Raw genomic sequence first — 15,920 nt, forward strand, 5'->3', positions numbered from 1 at the left:
TTTTATAATACACTCTCCCAACAACGATATCATTTTTCGTCTGTGGGGTTGGTTTTTTTTTTTAATCTACACCTCCACCCATTTGTAATCGGCCGGCTGGGTTGTTTGGCGCTGGGGCCCTTTTCGTTTACCCGCCCTAGCGGATCTGGTGCTTGTGCAGCAATCGGTAAAAAGTCGGCCGCGACACGCCCAGGACTCGGGCGGCAACACTCAGGTTGTCGCTGTGCCGATTCAACACATCACACAGCGCCTGGCGTTCGGCGCGGGTCTTGTAGTCTTCCAGGGTGCCCATCGGGGTGGCGAAGGCGTGTTGACTGAGCAGCCCCAGGTCTCGCGCCTCGATCTGCCGGCCTTCGGCAAGTACCAACCCACGACGTACCCGATTGGCCAGCTCGCGGACATTGCCCGGCCAGTCGTGCTTGCCCATGGCGACCAATGCATCTTCGCTGAAGCTGCGCGGACGACGACCGGTTTCACTACTGTAGAAATGGGAAAAGTGGTTGGCCAGCATCAATAGATCACCATGGCGCTCCCGCAGCGGCACGGTGACTACTTGCAGGACGTTCAAACGGTAGTACAAATCTTCGCGAAAGCGTTTGTTCTCGATGGCCTCTTCAAGGTCGACGTGCGTCGCCGCCAATACCCGCACATCCACCGGAACAGGCTGATGACCGCCAACCCGCTCGATGTGTTTTTCCTGCAGGAAGCGCAGCAGATTGGCTTGCAGCTCCAGTGGCAGATCGCCTATTTCATCGAGAAACAGGGTGCCGCCGTTGGCCGCTTCTATCCGCCCGACCTTGCGCTGATGGGCGCCGGTAAAGGCCCCCTTCTCGTGACCAAACAATTCGGACTGGATCAAATGTTCGGGAATCGCGCCACAGTTGATCGCCACGAATGGCTTGCTGTGACGCTGGGATTGTTGATGCAGGGTACGGGCGACCAATTCTTTACCGGTGCCGCTTTCGCCGCGGATCAGCACCGGCGATTCGGTGGGCGCCAGTTTGCTCAGCAATTTGCGCAGCTCGCGAATCGGTTTGCTGTCGCCGAGCAGTTCGTGTTCAGGCTGATCGATATGAACCGTGCCCTGCCCGCGCAGGCGCGCCATGCCGAACGCTCGGCCCAGAGTGACCTGAACCCTTGAAACATCGAACGGCAAGGTATGGAAGTCAAAAAACCATTCGCAGACGAAATCCCCGACATTCTGCATTCGCAGGACATCCTGATCGAGCACGGCGATCCACTCGGTACCGCTACGGGTGATCAGTTCCTTGACGGCTTCCGGACGTTCCAGATGAAATGGCTGCAAGCGCAACAGGCCGACGTCGCAGGTTCGTTCCGCGGCGTTTTCCAGGGTACAGCTGTCGACATCCCAACCCACAGCGCGTAAACCCGGCAGCAAACGGTGGCAGTCGTCGCAAGGATCCACTACTAAAAGACGTCGTAAAGCAGGCGCTTCGATCATGACTGTTCCTTGGCGCCAAATTTTAGGAAATATTATTAAAAACAGTCATTTGGCGGGCTTCGGTGTAACACTAGCAAAAAATTGACGCTGGCTTGTATCGATTGCTTATAGGGACGTCGGCTTATTAGTTATAAAAAATCACTTAATGAGTTGCCTAACGAATTGAACCTTTCATTCAGCTTTCAGCAACTGCCTGAATCGCCGGCGAATCAAAGAAAGTTGAAATTTCTTTTGATTGTGTGTGACCCAACCCCCGGTTGCGGACATCAGTACAAGTAACCAGCCGAACGGTAAGCCCAACCGACGGCACATCACTTGATTGGGCACACAGAGAGAAGACCCCATGAACGCCCCGCTCCGTATCAACGAAGCTCTTTTGATTGCCGACCGCGCATTCCAACCCTTTCAATGCGTGGCCTGGGCCCCACAAGACGGTAATGGCGAGCTCAGCTTGGCCATCATTGATCGCACTAACACTCGTATCAGCCGCAAACAAATTCCCAGCAGTGCCTATTCCGATCCGCAGCAACTTGCACACTTGCTGGAACAAGCCCGCGCCGAGCTGAGCGAGGAAGGTTACACACTGCAATCGTGGTCCATGCCGCATTAATCTTTTTCGCGGATTACCGCCCGGTAATCCGCGTCCCTGCTTCTCCTTAGTTGACGGTTTTCTACGGTCAGCTGCATAACGCCATTTACGTTTTCCAACTTCTAGCCGCCAGATTACTTGGCAGGCTTGTCAGTGGTTCGAGAAGACACTGTTCTGGCACAAAACGCCGCTCCTCCCGAGCGTAATGGCAGTTGCGCATCATCGCATTCAGGGATTGAATGTTCTTCTCATGCAGTCAACCTCCGGGCACCCGGACAAGGACGACTGGCAAGGAGATGCGTGCATGCCACTCCAGACTGCTTTTGCCATACCGGCAGCGGTGAAAGACGCCGGGCAACTCGATAGCCATTTCGCCGGCAGCGGCAAGACTCAAGTGTATTTCGCCGGCAGTACCTCCAGCAGGGTCAATGGTGTGGCGATTGACCACACCGGCCGAATTCTGGTGGCAGCCAAGGTCGGCACGCCAGGTGGCTGCCGCTTTGGCCTGGCACGCCTGCGTGAGGATGGTTCGGCGGATCTGGCCTTCGGTAAACAAGGCAGCATCATCGGGCAATTCGCCCACGGCTACGAGGCCATGGCGGGCACGGTGCGGGTGCTGGCCGACGGGAACATTCTGGTGGCCGGCCTGCACTACGAAAATGCTCATCGTACGTTGCCCGCCGTGGCGATGTTTGATCAACGAGGCTGCCCGATACAGGGTTTTGGTGAGCACGGCCGCTGCGTGGTGCGCCTGCCGGGGAAGCTTTCCGAAGGCGCTCGCGACGCCTGGTTACCACCCGGCGTGCCGGGTACCGAAGCCTGTGATATCTGCGTGCAGGACGATGGTCGAATCCTGCTGCTGGCCAATCATCACTTTGAATTGGCCGATCACGTCGGCATGCTGATTCGGCTCAATGCCGACGGCTCGCTGGACAGTACCTTCAATGGTCGTGGCTTTGTCATGGTCCGGCACTTATTGATGAACACCTGGCTGAACAGTCTGATGGTGCAATATGACGGCCGAATCCTGGTGGGCGGATCGATCAACTTCCCCGAGGAAGGTTTGCTGGCGCGTTATCACACCGATGGCCAGCTGGATGACGGCTTCGCCGTGGATGGCTTCATGACCTTCAAGGCCTGGGGTCAGAGTGCCCAGGTCTGCCAGATCGTCCAGCACGAAAATGGTGATTTGCATTGTTTTGGCAGCAGTCGCGACCCGATGCACTGCCTCGCCCTGAATGTTCACAGCAATGGCCGACCTGACATGCATTGCAATAGCGGCCAGCCACAACTGTTGGAAATCAGCCACAGCGGCTGCCAGTGGACCGCCGCCCAGATACAACCGGACGACTGTGTGCTGACGGTCGGAGCGACGGGCGGCGGGCTCGAAGGCGATTTCATTCTCGCCCGGTATTTACCCAATGGGGCGCTGGATCGCAGCTTCGCCAATGGCATGGGCTGGGTCCGCACACGCCTGAGTCGAGGCCCCGACACCGCCACTTCATTGGCCGTGCAGACCGATGGTTGCATCGTCGTCGGCGGCTATTCACTGGATGGCAACTACCGCGCCGTCGTCGCCCGTTATCAACCCTAGTTTCCTGCACTTGATCTTCCCTTCCGCTTACGGCAAGTTGCGCGCTTCTTAATACAAGGAGTAGCCGATGTCCGGCTCAATGGCCCAGGCCTTCGCACACAATTTTCTTGGGCATTCACCCCGCTGGTACAAAGCCAGCATTATCGGATTCCTGATTCTCAACGCCCTGGTGTTGTGGACGATCGGTCCGGTGGCGGCCGGCTGGTTGTTGGTGCTGGAGTTCATCTTCACCCTGGCCATGGCGCTCAAGTGTTACCCGCTGATGCCCGGCGGGTTGCTGCTGATCGAAGCTCTGCTGCTGAAAATGACCACGCCCCAGGCGCTCTATGACGAACTGGTGCACAACTTCCCGGTGATCCTGTTGCTGATGTTCATGGTGGCGGGCATCTACTTCATGAAAGACCTGCTGCTGTTTCTGTTCTCCCGCCTGTTGCTGGGAGTTCGCTCCAAGGCGCTGCTGGCGTTGATGTTCTGTTTCCTGTCAGCGTTTCTCTCGGCGTTTCTCGATGCATTGACCGTGACCGCGGTCATCATCAGCGCGGCCGTGGGGTTTTACTCGGTGTATCACCGCGTCGCCTCGGGCAACGATCCGCGTCAGGACAGTGAGTTCGGCGATGACCGGCAGTTGCCGACGTTGCACCATGCCGACCTCGAACAATTCCGCGCCTTCCTGCGCAGCCTGCTGATGCACGGCGCGGTCGGCACAGCGTTGGGTGGTGTTTGCACGCTGGTTGGCGAGCCGCAAAACCTGCTGATCGGCCATGAGATGGGCTGGCACTTTGCCGAGTTCTTTCTGAAGATCGCCCCGGTGTCGTTGCCGGTGCTGGCAGCGGGCCTTGTGACCTGCGTACTGCTGGAGAAACTGCGCTGGTTCGGTTACGGCACGCTGCTGCCGGACAACGTGCGAGCGGTGCTGGCCAACTACGCCGCCGAAGACAACGCCGAGCGTACTTCGCGTCAGCGCGCCGCATTGCTGGTTCAAGGGGCGGCGGCGCTGATTCTGATTGCCGGGCTGGCGTTTCACATCGCCGAAGTCGGCCTGATCGGCTTGATGGTGATCGTGCTGATCACCGCGTTTACCGGTATCACTGACGAACACCGCCTCGGCACCGCCTTCAAGGACGCCATGCCGTTCACCTCGCTGCTGGTGGTATTTTTCGCCGTGGTGGCGGTGATTCACGATCAGCAACTGTTCGCGCCGCTGATCCAGTGGGTGTTGACGCTGCCGGCGGACCAGCAGCCGGGCATGCTGTTTATTGCCAATGGCTTGCTGTCGGCCATCAGCGACAACGTGTTCGTCGCGACCATTTACATCACCGAAGTGAAACAGGCATTCATCTCCGGCCACATGAGCCGCGAACACTTTGAAACCCTGGCGATTGCGATCAATACCGGGACCAACCTGCCGAGCGTGGCGACGCCTAATGGCCAGGCGGCGTTCCTGTTCCTGCTGACCTCGGCGATTGCCCCGCTGATTCGTCTGTCGTACGGGCGGATGGTGTGGATGGCGCTGCCATACACCGTGGTGATGGGGGTTCTTGGCTGGTACGCCGTAAGCTACTGGCTGTAACACCGCAATACTCGGTTGTGTATTCAGCGCTTGAGGATGTATCGCTCGATCGCCTGGGCCGCGCCGTCTTCGGTATTGGCCCCGGTCACCACGTCGGCCTGACGCTTCACCGCCTCTTCCGCCTGCCCCATGGCGATCGACAACCCGGCACGATGAAACATCGCCGGGTCATTGCCGCCGTCGCCCATGGCGGCGGTCTGTTCCAGCGACACCCCGAGAAACCCGGCCAGTGTCGCCAGTGCCGCGCCCTTGTTGGCCTGCATCGCGGTCACGTCCAGATAGACCGGCTGCGAACGCGACACCTGCGCCTGGCCTTCGACCTTGGCCAGCAACCGCGCTTCCAGCTCGATCAACAGTTCGGTGTTGTTGCTGGCAGCGACGATCTTGTCGATGCGTGCCAGGCAAGGCTCGAAACTCTCGACCACCACCGGCGGATAACCCAGGCCATGTTGTTCTCGCGGGACCATCGGGCCGTTCGAGTCCTTCAACAGCCAGTCACCACCGCTGAACACCCAGACTTCAATATCCGGCTGATCGGCAAACAGCGCCAGCGCCGTCAGCGCCGCCGTTGCCGGCAAATAATGCGCCACCAGCAAACTGCCGTCCGGGTTGACGATCGTGCCGCCATTGAACGCCGCCGTTGGCAAATCAACGCCCAGGGCTTCGATCTGCTGCAACATGGCTTTTGGTGGACGCCCGGTGGCCAGGCTGAACAGCACGCCGGCGTCACGCAAGGCGCGGACGGCCTCGATGGTGCGTTGGCTGAGGCTGTGATCGGGCAGCAACAACGTGCCGTCCATGTCACTGAGCAGAAAACGGATGGGTTGTAGCGTGACGTCACTCATCCGAGGCTATGCCAGACGCGACCGTCGCGGGTCAACAGTTCGTCAGCGGTCTTGGGTCCGTCTTCACCGGCCGCATAGCTCTCCACGGTTGCGTCCTGCTGCCAGGCGTCGAGGAACGGCTGCACGGCGCGCCAGCCGTTCTCGATGTTGTCGGCACGCTGGAACAGCGTCTGATCGCCGGTCAGGCAATCGTAGATCAAGGTTTCGTAGCCGGTGGACGGCTGCATTTCAAAGAAATCCTTGTAGGCAAAGCCCAGCTCGATATTGGCCATGTTCAACGCCGGCCCCGGCCGTTTGGCCAGCAGGTCGAACCACATGCCTTCGTTGGGCTGGATCTGGATCCGCAGGTAGGTCGGCTGCAATTCTTCGACCTCGGTATCGCGGAACTGCGCATACGGCGCCGGTTTGAAGCAAATGACGATCTCGGTGTCGCGCACGCTCATGCGCTTGCCGGTACGCAGGTAGAACGGCACGCCGACCCAGCGCCAGTTGTCGATCATCACTTTGAGCGCGACATAGGTTTCGGTGGTGCTGTCGGGCGCGACGTTGGTTTCCTGGCGATAACCGGGCAACGGATTGCCATCGATCTCGCCGGCGGTGTATTGGCCGCGCACTGAGTTGGCTCGCGCTTCCTCGGTCGACCAGGGGCGAATCGCGCCGATGACTTTGGCCTTCTCGCCGCGTACCGCATCGGCGCCAAACGCGGCCGGTGGTTCCATGGCGACCATCGCCAACAATTGGAACAGGTGATTGGGCACCATATCCCGCAGGGCGCCGGTGACCTCATAAAAACTGCCACGGGTTTCCACGCCGACGGTTTCGGCGGCGGTGATTTGTACGTGGTCGATGTAATGGTTGTTCCAGAAGGCTTCGAACAGGCTGTTGGAGAATCGGCTGACCAGAATGTTCTGCACGGTTTCCTTGCCCAGATAGTGATCGATCCGGTAGATCTGCTTTTCCGTCATCACTTTGAGCAAGCACGCGTTCAAGGCTTCGGCGGTGTACAGATCCGAGCCGAAAGGCTTTTCGATCACCACCCTTCTGAACGCTTCAGGGGCTTCTTGCAACAATCCGGCAGCCCCGAGACGCCGCACCACTTCGCTGAAAAAGCGCGGGGCGGTGGCCAGGTAGAAGATGGCGTTGCCGGTGCCGCTGGCGTCGATTTTCGCCGCCAGCGCGTCATAAGTGCGTTCATCCAGGAAATCGCCCTGGACGTAGCTGATGTGTTTGGCCAATTTGGCCCACAACGCCGGATCAAGGGCGTGATCGCCCTTGCCGACCTTGGCTGCCACTTCCGCCCGAATGAAATCTTCGAGTTTTTTGGCAAAGGCTTCGTCACTGATGGCGTTGTGATCAACGCCGACGATCCGCAGTCCATTCCCCAGCAAACCATCGCGACTCAGGTTGTACAGCGCTGGCATCAGCAGGCGCTTGACCAGATCACCATGGGCACCGAACAAAAACAGCGTGGTGGGCGGTGCGGGTTCTGCCTTGGATTTCCTGCGGATCACGTGGGTCATTTTTTCGCAGTCTCCACATGGCCGCCGAAGCCGAAGCGCTGGGCCGAGAGAATCTTGTCGCCAAAGTTGCCTTGCCCGCGCGAACGGTAGCGAGAGAACAGCGAGTTCGACAGCACCGGTACCGGCACCGCTTGTTCCATGGCGGCTTCGATGGTCCAGCGCCCTTCACCGCTGTCGGCCACTTCACCCGAGTAGCCGTCGAGTTTCGGATCGGACGCCAGGGCATCGGCGGTCAGGTCGAGCAGCCAGGACGAGACCACGCTGCCACGACGCCAGACTTCGGCGATGTCGGCCACGTTCAGGTCGAAACGCTGATCTTCCGGCAGGTTGGTGCTGGCTTTGGTCTTGAGGATGTCGAAGCCTTCGGCGAAGGCCTGCATCATTCCGTATTCGATGCCGTTATGGATCATCTTGACGAAGTGGCCGGCGCCGGCGGGGCCTGCGTGGATGTAACCGCGCTCGGCGCGATCGTCATCGGACTTGCGATCCTTGGTGCGCGGAATGTCGCCCATACCCGGGGCCAGGGACTCGAACAACGGGTCAAGACGCTTAACCGTCTCGGCATCGCCGCCGATCATCATGCAGTAGCCACGTTCCAGGCCCCAGACGCCGCCGGAGGTGCCGACGTCGATGTAATGCAGACCTTTTTCCGACAGGGTTTTGGCCCGACGGATATCGTCCTTATAGAAGGTGTTGCCGCCATCGATGATGGTATCGCCCTCTTCAAGCAGGGTGCTCAGGGTGTCGATGGTGTCTTCGGTCGGTGCGCCGGCGGGCAGCATGACCCACACCGCGCGCGGCTTGGCCAGGCCAGCGACCAGGGCTGGCAAATCGGCGACGCCGGTAGCGCCCTCTTCGGCCAAGGTGTCGACAAAAGCGGTATTGCGGTCGTAAACAACGGTGGTGTGCCCGTTGAGCATCAGGCGCCGCGCAATATTACCGCCCATGCGGCCCAGTCCAATAATCCCGAGTTGCATGTACTGATGCTCCCTACTACAAATAAAGTGTGTCTAAGGTTATAGCCCAACGCGACTAGTGAAGGTTAGTCCAGAGCGGCGGGATGAAGTTTCCGGGCATTGTGCCCGATCCAGACTGATAACGTCGGGAATCGTGCCGAAGACACAACGACAATGAAAAATAAAAAAGTTCCCTTCAGGGGCAAAAGAAATCAAAATTGGCGCCGATAGTAAGTGAGCACCCGATTTCGGGAGCCGACTTACAGTTGATACCGCCATTTGCGAGGTGAGCAATGGGCACCGTACACACCGCACTGCCAGCACAAACCCTTTACGTCACGATCCGTCGCGATGAACTGCGCCAGTTGAAAGACGAGCGCGATCAGTTGAAACGGGAAGTTGCGCAATTGCGCCTGCTGACCCAAGGCAATCAGGCTCAGCCCTTGCCCGTCACCCAACGTGCTCCTCACGCCTGATCTCCTCGCCGGCTCCTTCGTTTGAGAGAAGGGATCAGCCGCCGCTGTTTCCTTCTCGCTGCAATCCTGACCGCTTCGACAACTCACAAAGTTTTCACACTTGCTTGGCGATACTCCGGCCCTTTGTGGCTGCTTGCTTTGCGAGCGGCATCCGTTCGTCTGTAACAAGGAGAGTGCCGACGGCCGATCATCAGGCTGGAGTGTTGAATGGCTTTGTTTAAACGCAGCAAAACGTCTGCGAATGGTTTTGATTGGGCAGGATTTCTCTGGTTATTTCTGTTCTTCTGGTATTTCTCCGGTATCACCCAACTGCTGATTCAACTGACGGGCACCTCCGGTTTTAGCGGGTTCCGCCAGGCCTTTGTGATGAGCGCCGTCTGGCTCGCGCCAATGCTGTTATTCCCCAAACAAACCCGTGTAATGTCCGCGCTGATCGGCGTGGTGCTGTGGGCCTGTTCGATGGCCAGCCTGGGTTATTTCTTCATCTATCAGCAGGAATTCTCCCAGAGCGTCATCTTCATCATGTTCGAATCGAACGTGTCTGAAGCCGGCGAGTACATGACGCAATACTTTGCCTGGTGGATGGTACTGGCGTTCCTCGCCCACACCGCGTTCGCGTATTTCCTTTGGACCCGCGTGCGCCCGGTGTACCTGCCACGCGCCCAGGCGCTGATTGCCGCGACGGCGATTGTGCTGGCCGTGATCGGTTACCCGCTGATCAAGCAGACCGCGCACACCGGCAGCCTGGCAGAAGGCTTCGAGAAATTCGAAACCCGCATCGAGCCCGCGGTGCCGTGGCAGATGGCCGTGGCCTATCACCGTTACCTCGGCACCCTGGCCGGCATGCAAGACATGCTCGACAGCGCCAGCAAGATCCCGCCGCTGAAGAACTTCACCGATTCAATGGCCAATCAGCCGGCGACCCTGGTGCTGGTGATCGGCGAGTCCACCAACCGTCAGCGCATGAGCCTGTACGGCTACCCGCGGGAAACCACTCCGGAACTGGACAAGCTCAAGGACCAACTGGCGGTTTTCGATAACGTCATTACCCCACGCCCCTACACAATCGAAGCATTGCAGCAGGTGCTGACGTTCGCCGACGAAGAGAACCCGGACCTCTACCTGACGACGCCGTCATTGGTCAGCATGATGAAACAGGCGGGTTACAAAACCTTCTGGATCACCAACCAGCAGACCATGACCAAGCGCAACACCATGCTCACGACCTTCTCCGAACAGGCCGACGAGCAGGTGTACCTGAACAACAACCGCAACCAGAACGCCGCCCAGTACGATGGCGATGTGATCGAGCCGTTCAGCAAGGCGCTGGCCGATGCGGCGCCACGCAAGCTGATCGTCGTGCATTTGCTCGGCACGCACATGAGCTACCAGTACCGTTACCCGCCAACGTTCAACAAGTTCACCGACCGCAAAGGCGTGCCGGACGGTGTACGTGACGATCAGGTGCCGACGTACAACAGCTATGACAACGCGGTGCTGTACAACGACTTCGTGGTCTCGAGCCTGATCAAGGACTACGCCAAGACCGATCCGAACGGCTTCCTGCTGTACCTCTCCGACCACGGCGAAGACGTGTTCGACTCCGCTGGCCACAACACCCTGGGCCGCAACGAGAACAAGCCGACCGCGCCGATGTACACCATTCCATTCGTGGCCTGGGCCTCGCCGAAATGGCGCGAAACCCATGACTGGAGTTTTGCCGCTGATCTGGGTCGGCCGTACAGCAGCTCCCAGCTGATCCACACCTGGGCGGATCTGGCCGGACTGAGTTTCGATGAACTGGACCGCAGCAAAAGCCTGGTCAGCGACAGCTTCAAGCCTCGGCCATTGATGATTGGCAACCCTTACGAGCGTGAGCAGCGGCCGTTGATCGACTTCAGCCTGATGAAACCCAAGGCCGCGCCTGTCACTCCGACGGTCGTTAAGCAGTAGTTCTGGCGCGCCCCCCTGTGGGGTGCGGGCTTGTGTGGCAAAGAGGACCTGCGTGGCAAGGGGTTTCTGTGGCGAGGGAGCTTGCTCCCGTTGGGTCGCGCAGCGACCCCGGTATTTCAAAGTTAAACCGCATGTAAAGGGTTTACGACTGCTTCGCAGCCGAGCGGGAGCAAGCTCCCTCGCCACACAAGCGCTCTCGCCACACACTCTTGCATGGATTGCGGACTAAAGCGTTTTGGTCCAGAACAGCATCCGGCCATGCGCCGGGTCGAACATGCCTGACGAGAAACCGAATTTTCCATAAGACGCCTGGGCCACTGGATTGCCTTCCAGTACTTCCAGGGTGATTTTGCAGCAGCCGCGCTGGCGTGCGATGTCCTCGACTTTTTGCAGCATCTTCTGGCTCAGTCCCAACCCGCGAAACTTCGACACCACGACCACATCGTGCACGTTGACCAATGGCCGACAGGCAAAGGTCGAAAAGCCTTCGAAGCAATTGACCAGCCCTGCCGGCTCGCCACCGACAAACGCCAATACACTGAAGGCATGGGGCCGCTTGGCCAGCTCCCCCGGCAGTTGTTGCAACACATGGGTAGGCAACGACTTACCGCCACCCATTGGGTCTTCGGCGTAATGGTTCAATACAAGACAAATCGCCTCGGCATGTGTCGGGTTGCTGTAACTGGCCTGAAGCACAAGAATTTCTGCGGATTCCATTTCCACCCTCGATCACACATGAAGTTGCCCCAGTTCGCTTCTTGCGCACTGAAAGGTCCTGCGACCTTATCGCGAGCACCGGGGTGCCGACAACTGGATCCTGTTGCGATCGCGCGCGCTCAAGCACCCCAGATCAGTGCCTCGGTCCATCCCAGCTCGGTAAAATCCTCGGCCCTCAACCCCGCCTCACCGGCACAGAAAAACTCGTCCAGTTGCGGCGGCTTGACCGACGTGCCGCTGAGCATCGCGTGAACCTGCCCGCGATGGTGAATCTGGTGCTCGAACAGATGGGACAGCAGGCGTAATCGGCTGTCGTGTTGCGGGGTATCGCGCGCAATGGTCACGATTCGCCCGAGCTCTGCGTCACGCAATTGCTCGCAGTAGGCGATCAGTCGACGGTCGACCACCGCTTGCTCGCGCTTGAGATCGGCGCCGTCGGTGAATGGCTCATCCTGGTTGAAAAACACATAGCAATCGGGATGCGGCTCGTCACCGCGCAACTCCCGCTCCAGGGCGTCCGCATAGAACCAGTCGCACGTCAGAATGTGGTTGAGGGTTGCGCGCAGGCTGGGGAAGAAACTGACGCGCGGCGCCGCCAGCTCAGCCGGGCTCAGTTGCATCCAGGCCTTGGCCAGTCGGTGATTGGCCCAGGCGTTCTGATAGGCCATGGTCAGCAAATGGTGGGACAAGGGCTGATTCATGTTCACTGCTCCCGGACATCAAGCCTCGGCAAAACGTTTTAGCTGCATCTCCTGCAAACGGCTGAGGGTGCGGCGAAACGGGAATTCCAGATAGCCCTCGGTGTACAGCGCCTCCATCGGCACCTGCGCTTCGAGGTACAGCGGCACCTTGCGGTCGTAGCATTCGTCCACCAGGGCAATGAACCGCCGCACACCGTCGTCATGCACCGATAACTGCGGCAACTCGCGATCCCCCGCCGCCACCCGCTCGACACCGTCTTCAGTGCCGCGGGCGATGCGCCCTTCGCGTTTTTGCGCGCTGAGATTAGGCACGTCACTCAACAGAATAGCGCTGAAGGTGTCGCACAGGGCCATGAAGTCCATGGCGGCAAAAGGCTGCTCGCAGACCTCGGCGTAACGACACCAGAGCACAGTTCGACTGGCCTGCATGACATTGACCGAACGGTAGCCGATCTGCACCGGAGCGCTGGACAGCGTCTGGCCGACGGTCAAGGCCTTGAACACGTCGCCGAGTGCGCCGGGCTGACCCGAAACGTTCACCCAATAACGCTGCAGGCCGGCGCCGGGGTGCAGACGATGATCTTCTCCACCGTCCACCGCAATCACCTGCATGTGCTGCTTGATCGCGCTAATCGCCGGCACAAAGCGGTCGCGGTTGAAGCCATCGGCGTACAGCTGATCCGGCGGTTGGTTGGAGGTGCAGACCACCACCACGCCCTGTTCGAACATCACCTGGAACAAGCGCCCGAGAATGATCGCGTCACCGATGTCGTTGACGAACAGTTCATCGAAACACAGCACCCGCACTTCCTGGCTCAGCTCGCGGGCCAGGGCCTTCAGCGGGTCGGCGGTGCCGGTCAACTGGAAGGAGCGCTGATGCACCCAGCCCATAAAGTGGTGAAAGTGCTGCCGCCGGGCCGGGACGCGCAGGTTTTGATAGAACTGATCCATCAACCAGGTCTTGCCCCGCCCGACCGGGCCCCAGAGGTACACGCCGGTGATGGGCGCGCGGCCTTCCTGCAAGGCTTCGTGGCATTTTTGCAGCGCCCACACGGCATGTTCCTGGGCTTCGTCCTGGACGAAGCCCTTCTGTTCGATGGCGTGTTGCCAGGCGGTTAAGGGAGAGTCGACATTCATGCACGGCAGTATACGTCTCTATAGCGGCTCGCCAAGCCTGGGCCGGTGGTTACAGAGAGATGTCCAGCCGGGCGATCTTGCCCTGTTCATTGAGGCGGAACATATAGCGCAATTCCAGCGGGCTGCCGGGAAAAGTGCCGGAGATCAGGTTGTGCACCAGCACTTTGCCGGTGCGCTGTTGAACGTCAAGCACCTCGACCCGCGGCTGATAACGTTGTGCTGTGTCTTGCATCCATTGGGCGATGGCTTGCGTGCCGACCTGATGCTGCCCCTCATCGAACACGTTGGCATCCTCAGCGAAAAAACTGGCGACCCTCGAGGTGTCGCGAGCATTGGCGGCAGCAATGTAGGCGGCAATGGCGGGGGCCAGTGAAGAGGCTGGATTGGACATGTTTACGGCTCCTTGTGAGTTGATTCTGGAGCCATGCTAAAACAAGCCAGTGTCAGTTCTTGTCAGGAGTGAAACGCCCTGCTTCGTCCAGTTGCATCTGCTTGCGCCAGGTGCGCAACAGGTCGCTGCGCCGCCCCGGATAGCGCTCACCCTGTTCACTGGCAGCCGAGATCCGGTCAGTGCGGAACGTGCGATAGGCACTGCGCAACTCACACCAGGCGACGATGATCCGCACCTCATTGAGAAACCCCAGGGCCAGTGGCCAGATCAACCGTTGGCTGGGCACCTGGTTGGCGTCTGCGTAATCGATATGCAACTTGGCCTGATCGCGGATGGCCTGGCGAAACACATTCAATGGCACGGCATTTTGCGGATAGCCATATCCCGGCGGGCCCGGCAGCACCGTTGGGTTGCGCAAGGCGTCCTGGGCCGTCGGGTCGAGCACCGCGGCGATTTTTGCCAGGGCATCGGCCGCAGCTTTGCTCAAGACCTCATCGCCACGCTGATCCACGTAGCGCAAACCGAGCACGATGGCTTCGGTTTCATCGGCATTGAGCATCAAGGGCGGCAGAAACAGACCGCTGCGCAACACATAGCCGATCCCCGCTTCACCAAAAATCGGCGCGCCGAGTGCGGTGAGTTCAGCGATGTCTCGGTACAGCGTGCGTTCGGAAATCTCCAGCTCGCTGGCCAATGTCGCGGCAGTCACCGGACGACTTTTGCCCCGCAGCACTTGTAACAAGGTCAGTAAACGAGTGGTTCGCGACACGGTCGGCAGGCTCCTTTCTGGAAGTCGCCGGAGCTTAGCAGAGGCTACTGTCAGAAAGTGGCAGGAGCGAAAGTCTGACACAGCCCGGAGCGGGTTTATGTGGCGAGGGGGCTTGCCCCCGTTGGGGTCCGAAGCGCCCCTAAAACCAGCCTTCGCGGTCTTGCATCAGAAAATGCAGTGACCGGTTTACGATTGCTTCGCAATCGAACGGGGCGGTGCGGCGGTCCGACAAGCCCCCTCGCCACACAAGCCCCACCCGCCACATCGGCTTGCCCGTTACCGATCGACCTTATGCCTGGCCGCATACAAACACAGCATTTCCATGGCCAGGGTCGCCGCAGCCAGTGAGGTAATGTCGGCGTGGTCGTAGGCCGGTGCCACCTCCACCACGTCCATCCCCACCAGGTTGATCCCGCGCAAGCCGCCGAGAATCTCCAGCGCCTGCACCGTGCTCAAGCCGCCGCACACCGGCGTCCCGGTGCCGGGCGCGAAGGCTGGGTCGAGGCAGTCGATGTCGAAGGTCAAATACACCGGGTGATCGCCGACCCGCGCACGAATCGCCTCGACAATCGCCTCGCACCCTTGCCGATGAACCTGCCGCGCATCCAGCACCTGAAAGCCCTGATGATCGTCATTGGTGGTGCGCAAGCCGATTTGCACCGAACGCGACGGATCCACCAGCCCTTCCCTGGCCGCATGCCAGAACATCGTGCCGTGATCGACACGCTTGCCCTCTTCATCCGGCCAGGTGTCGCTATGGGCATCGAAGTGAATCAATGACAACGCGCCATGCTGGCGGGCATGGGCCTTGAGCAGCGGATAACTGATGAAGTGATCGCCGCCGAAGGTCAGCATCGCGCAACCGTTATCCAGGATGTGCCCGGCGTGGGCTTCAATGCTTTCCGGCACCGAATGCGGCGCGCCGTAATCGAAGGCGCAATCGCCGTAGTCGATCACCGCCAAGTGATCGAACGGGTCGAACGTCCACGGCCAATGGCGTTCCCAGGCGATCCCGGTGGACGCCGCCCGAATGCCGCGTGGTCCGAAACGCGCACCGGGGCGGTTGCTGGTGGCGGTATCGAACGGCACGCCGCTGACCACCACGTCGACGCCACGCAAGTCGCGGCTGTAGCGCCGACGCATGAAGCTGGTGATTCCGGCGTAGGTGCTTTCGGCGGCAGTCCCGTAAAGACTGTCGCGGGTCATGGCCTGATCGTTCTGTGCAGGGACATCCATGGGT

General features: G+C 59.6%; 15 protein-coding genes. 5 read left to right on the forward strand and 10 right to left on the reverse strand.

Translation table 11 applies throughout. The annotated features are described in order from the left end of the window. Positions 1–136 precede the first annotated feature (136 nt). Positions 137–1,462, reverse strand: coding sequence for a sigma 54-interacting transcriptional regulator (locus tag ACCC96_RS20825; RefSeq protein ID WP_413696774.1), 1,326 nt, complete (start codon positions 1,460–1,462; stop codon positions 137–139). Between the two features lie 343 nt (positions 1,463–1,805). On the opposite strand from ACCC96_RS20825, the gene ACCC96_RS20830 reads away from it, so the two are divergent. The 3 genes from ACCC96_RS20830 to nhaB all read left to right on the forward strand — a co-directional run bounded on the left by ACCC96_RS20830 (position 1,806) and on the right by nhaB (position 5,215). Continuing rightward, entirely contained in the window at positions 1,806–2,072 is a 267-nt protein-coding gene (locus tag ACCC96_RS20830) for a hypothetical protein (protein WP_064618110.1), read from the forward strand. 283 nt (positions 2,073–2,355) lie between these two features. After that, positions 2,356–3,645, forward strand: a complete 1,290-nt coding sequence (locus ACCC96_RS20835; protein WP_258668542.1) for a hypothetical protein — start codon at positions 2,356–2,358, stop codon at positions 3,643–3,645. A gap of 67 nt (positions 3,646–3,712) precedes the next feature. Continuing rightward, positions 3,713–5,215, forward strand: coding sequence for a sodium/proton antiporter NhaB (nhaB, locus tag ACCC96_RS20840; RefSeq protein ID WP_064618114.1), 1,503 nt, complete (start codon positions 3,713–3,715; stop codon positions 5,213–5,215). A 23-nt stretch (positions 5,216–5,238) separates the two neighbouring features. On the opposite strand, the gene ACCC96_RS20845 is transcribed toward nhaB, so the two are convergent. From ACCC96_RS20845 to gnd, 3 genes are read right to left on the reverse strand one after another with little or no spacing between them, the layout of a single operon-like run. Beyond that, complete coding sequence (locus ACCC96_RS20845) at positions 5,239–6,060, reverse strand: HAD family hydrolase (RefSeq protein ID WP_413696775.1); 822 nt, start codon at positions 6,058–6,060, stop codon at positions 5,239–5,241. Further along, the gene (zwf, locus tag ACCC96_RS20850; protein WP_413696776.1) at positions 6,057–7,580 is read right to left on the reverse strand and encodes a glucose-6-phosphate dehydrogenase; all 1,524 of its coding nucleotides are present in this window, start codon (positions 7,578–7,580) and stop codon (positions 6,057–6,059) included. Before zwf ends, ACCC96_RS20845 begins: the two co-directional genes overlap by 4 nt. Next, positions 7,577–8,557: a phosphogluconate dehydrogenase (NAD(+)-dependent, decarboxylating) gene (gene gnd, locus ACCC96_RS20855; protein WP_258668549.1), complete on the reverse strand. Its 981-nt coding sequence runs from the start codon at positions 8,555–8,557 to the stop codon at positions 7,577–7,579. The genes zwf and gnd overlap by 4 nt, the downstream gene beginning before the upstream one ends. Positions 8,558–8,829: 272 nt before the next feature. Between gnd and ACCC96_RS20860 the strand changes: the two genes are divergently transcribed. Continuing rightward, positions 8,830–9,012, forward strand: coding sequence for a DUF6026 family protein (locus ACCC96_RS20860; RefSeq protein WP_008069248.1), 183 nt, complete (start codon positions 8,830–8,832; stop codon positions 9,010–9,012). Between the two features lie 207 nt (positions 9,013–9,219). Continuing rightward, positions 9,220–10,965, forward strand: coding sequence for a phosphoethanolamine transferase CptA (locus ACCC96_RS20865; protein ID WP_413696777.1), 1,746 nt, complete (start codon positions 9,220–9,222; stop codon positions 10,963–10,965). 225 nt (positions 10,966–11,190) lie between these two features. On the opposite strand, the gene ACCC96_RS20870 is transcribed toward ACCC96_RS20865, so the two are convergent. The 6 genes from ACCC96_RS20870 to speB form a co-directional block, all read right to left on the reverse strand. Beyond that, positions 11,191–11,682, reverse strand: coding sequence for a GNAT family N-acetyltransferase (locus ACCC96_RS20870; protein WP_413696778.1), 492 nt, complete (start codon positions 11,680–11,682; stop codon positions 11,191–11,193). A gap of 119 nt (positions 11,683–11,801) precedes the next feature. After that, positions 11,802–12,383 (reverse strand): DinB family protein, encoded by a 582-nt coding sequence (locus ACCC96_RS20875; protein ID WP_413696779.1) that lies wholly within the window; start codon positions 12,381–12,383, stop codon positions 11,802–11,804. An 18-nt stretch (positions 12,384–12,401) separates the two neighbouring features. Next, a complete protein-coding gene (gene zapE / locus ACCC96_RS20880; protein WP_258668551.1) occupies positions 12,402–13,520 on the reverse strand; it encodes a cell division protein ZapE in 1,119 nt (372 codons plus the stop codon). 49 nt (positions 13,521–13,569) lie between these two features. Beyond that, positions 13,570–13,911: a nuclear transport factor 2 family protein gene (locus ACCC96_RS20885; protein WP_008010768.1), complete on the reverse strand. Its 342-nt coding sequence runs from the start codon at positions 13,909–13,911 to the stop codon at positions 13,570–13,572. Between the two features lie 52 nt (positions 13,912–13,963). Beyond that, positions 13,964–14,680: a helix-turn-helix transcriptional regulator gene (locus tag ACCC96_RS20890; RefSeq protein ID WP_019579228.1), complete on the reverse strand. Its 717-nt coding sequence runs from the start codon at positions 14,678–14,680 to the stop codon at positions 13,964–13,966. A gap of 276 nt (positions 14,681–14,956) precedes the next feature. Continuing rightward, positions 14,957–15,916, reverse strand: coding sequence for an agmatinase (gene speB / locus ACCC96_RS20895; RefSeq protein ID WP_258668553.1), 960 nt, complete (start codon positions 15,914–15,916; stop codon positions 14,957–14,959). Between the last annotated feature and the right edge of the window lie 4 nt (positions 15,917–15,920).

The organism is Pseudomonas sp. Pseusp11, assembly GCF_047304405.1.
Classification (GTDB): domain Bacteria; phylum Pseudomonadota; class Gammaproteobacteria; order Pseudomonadales; family Pseudomonadaceae; genus Aquipseudomonas.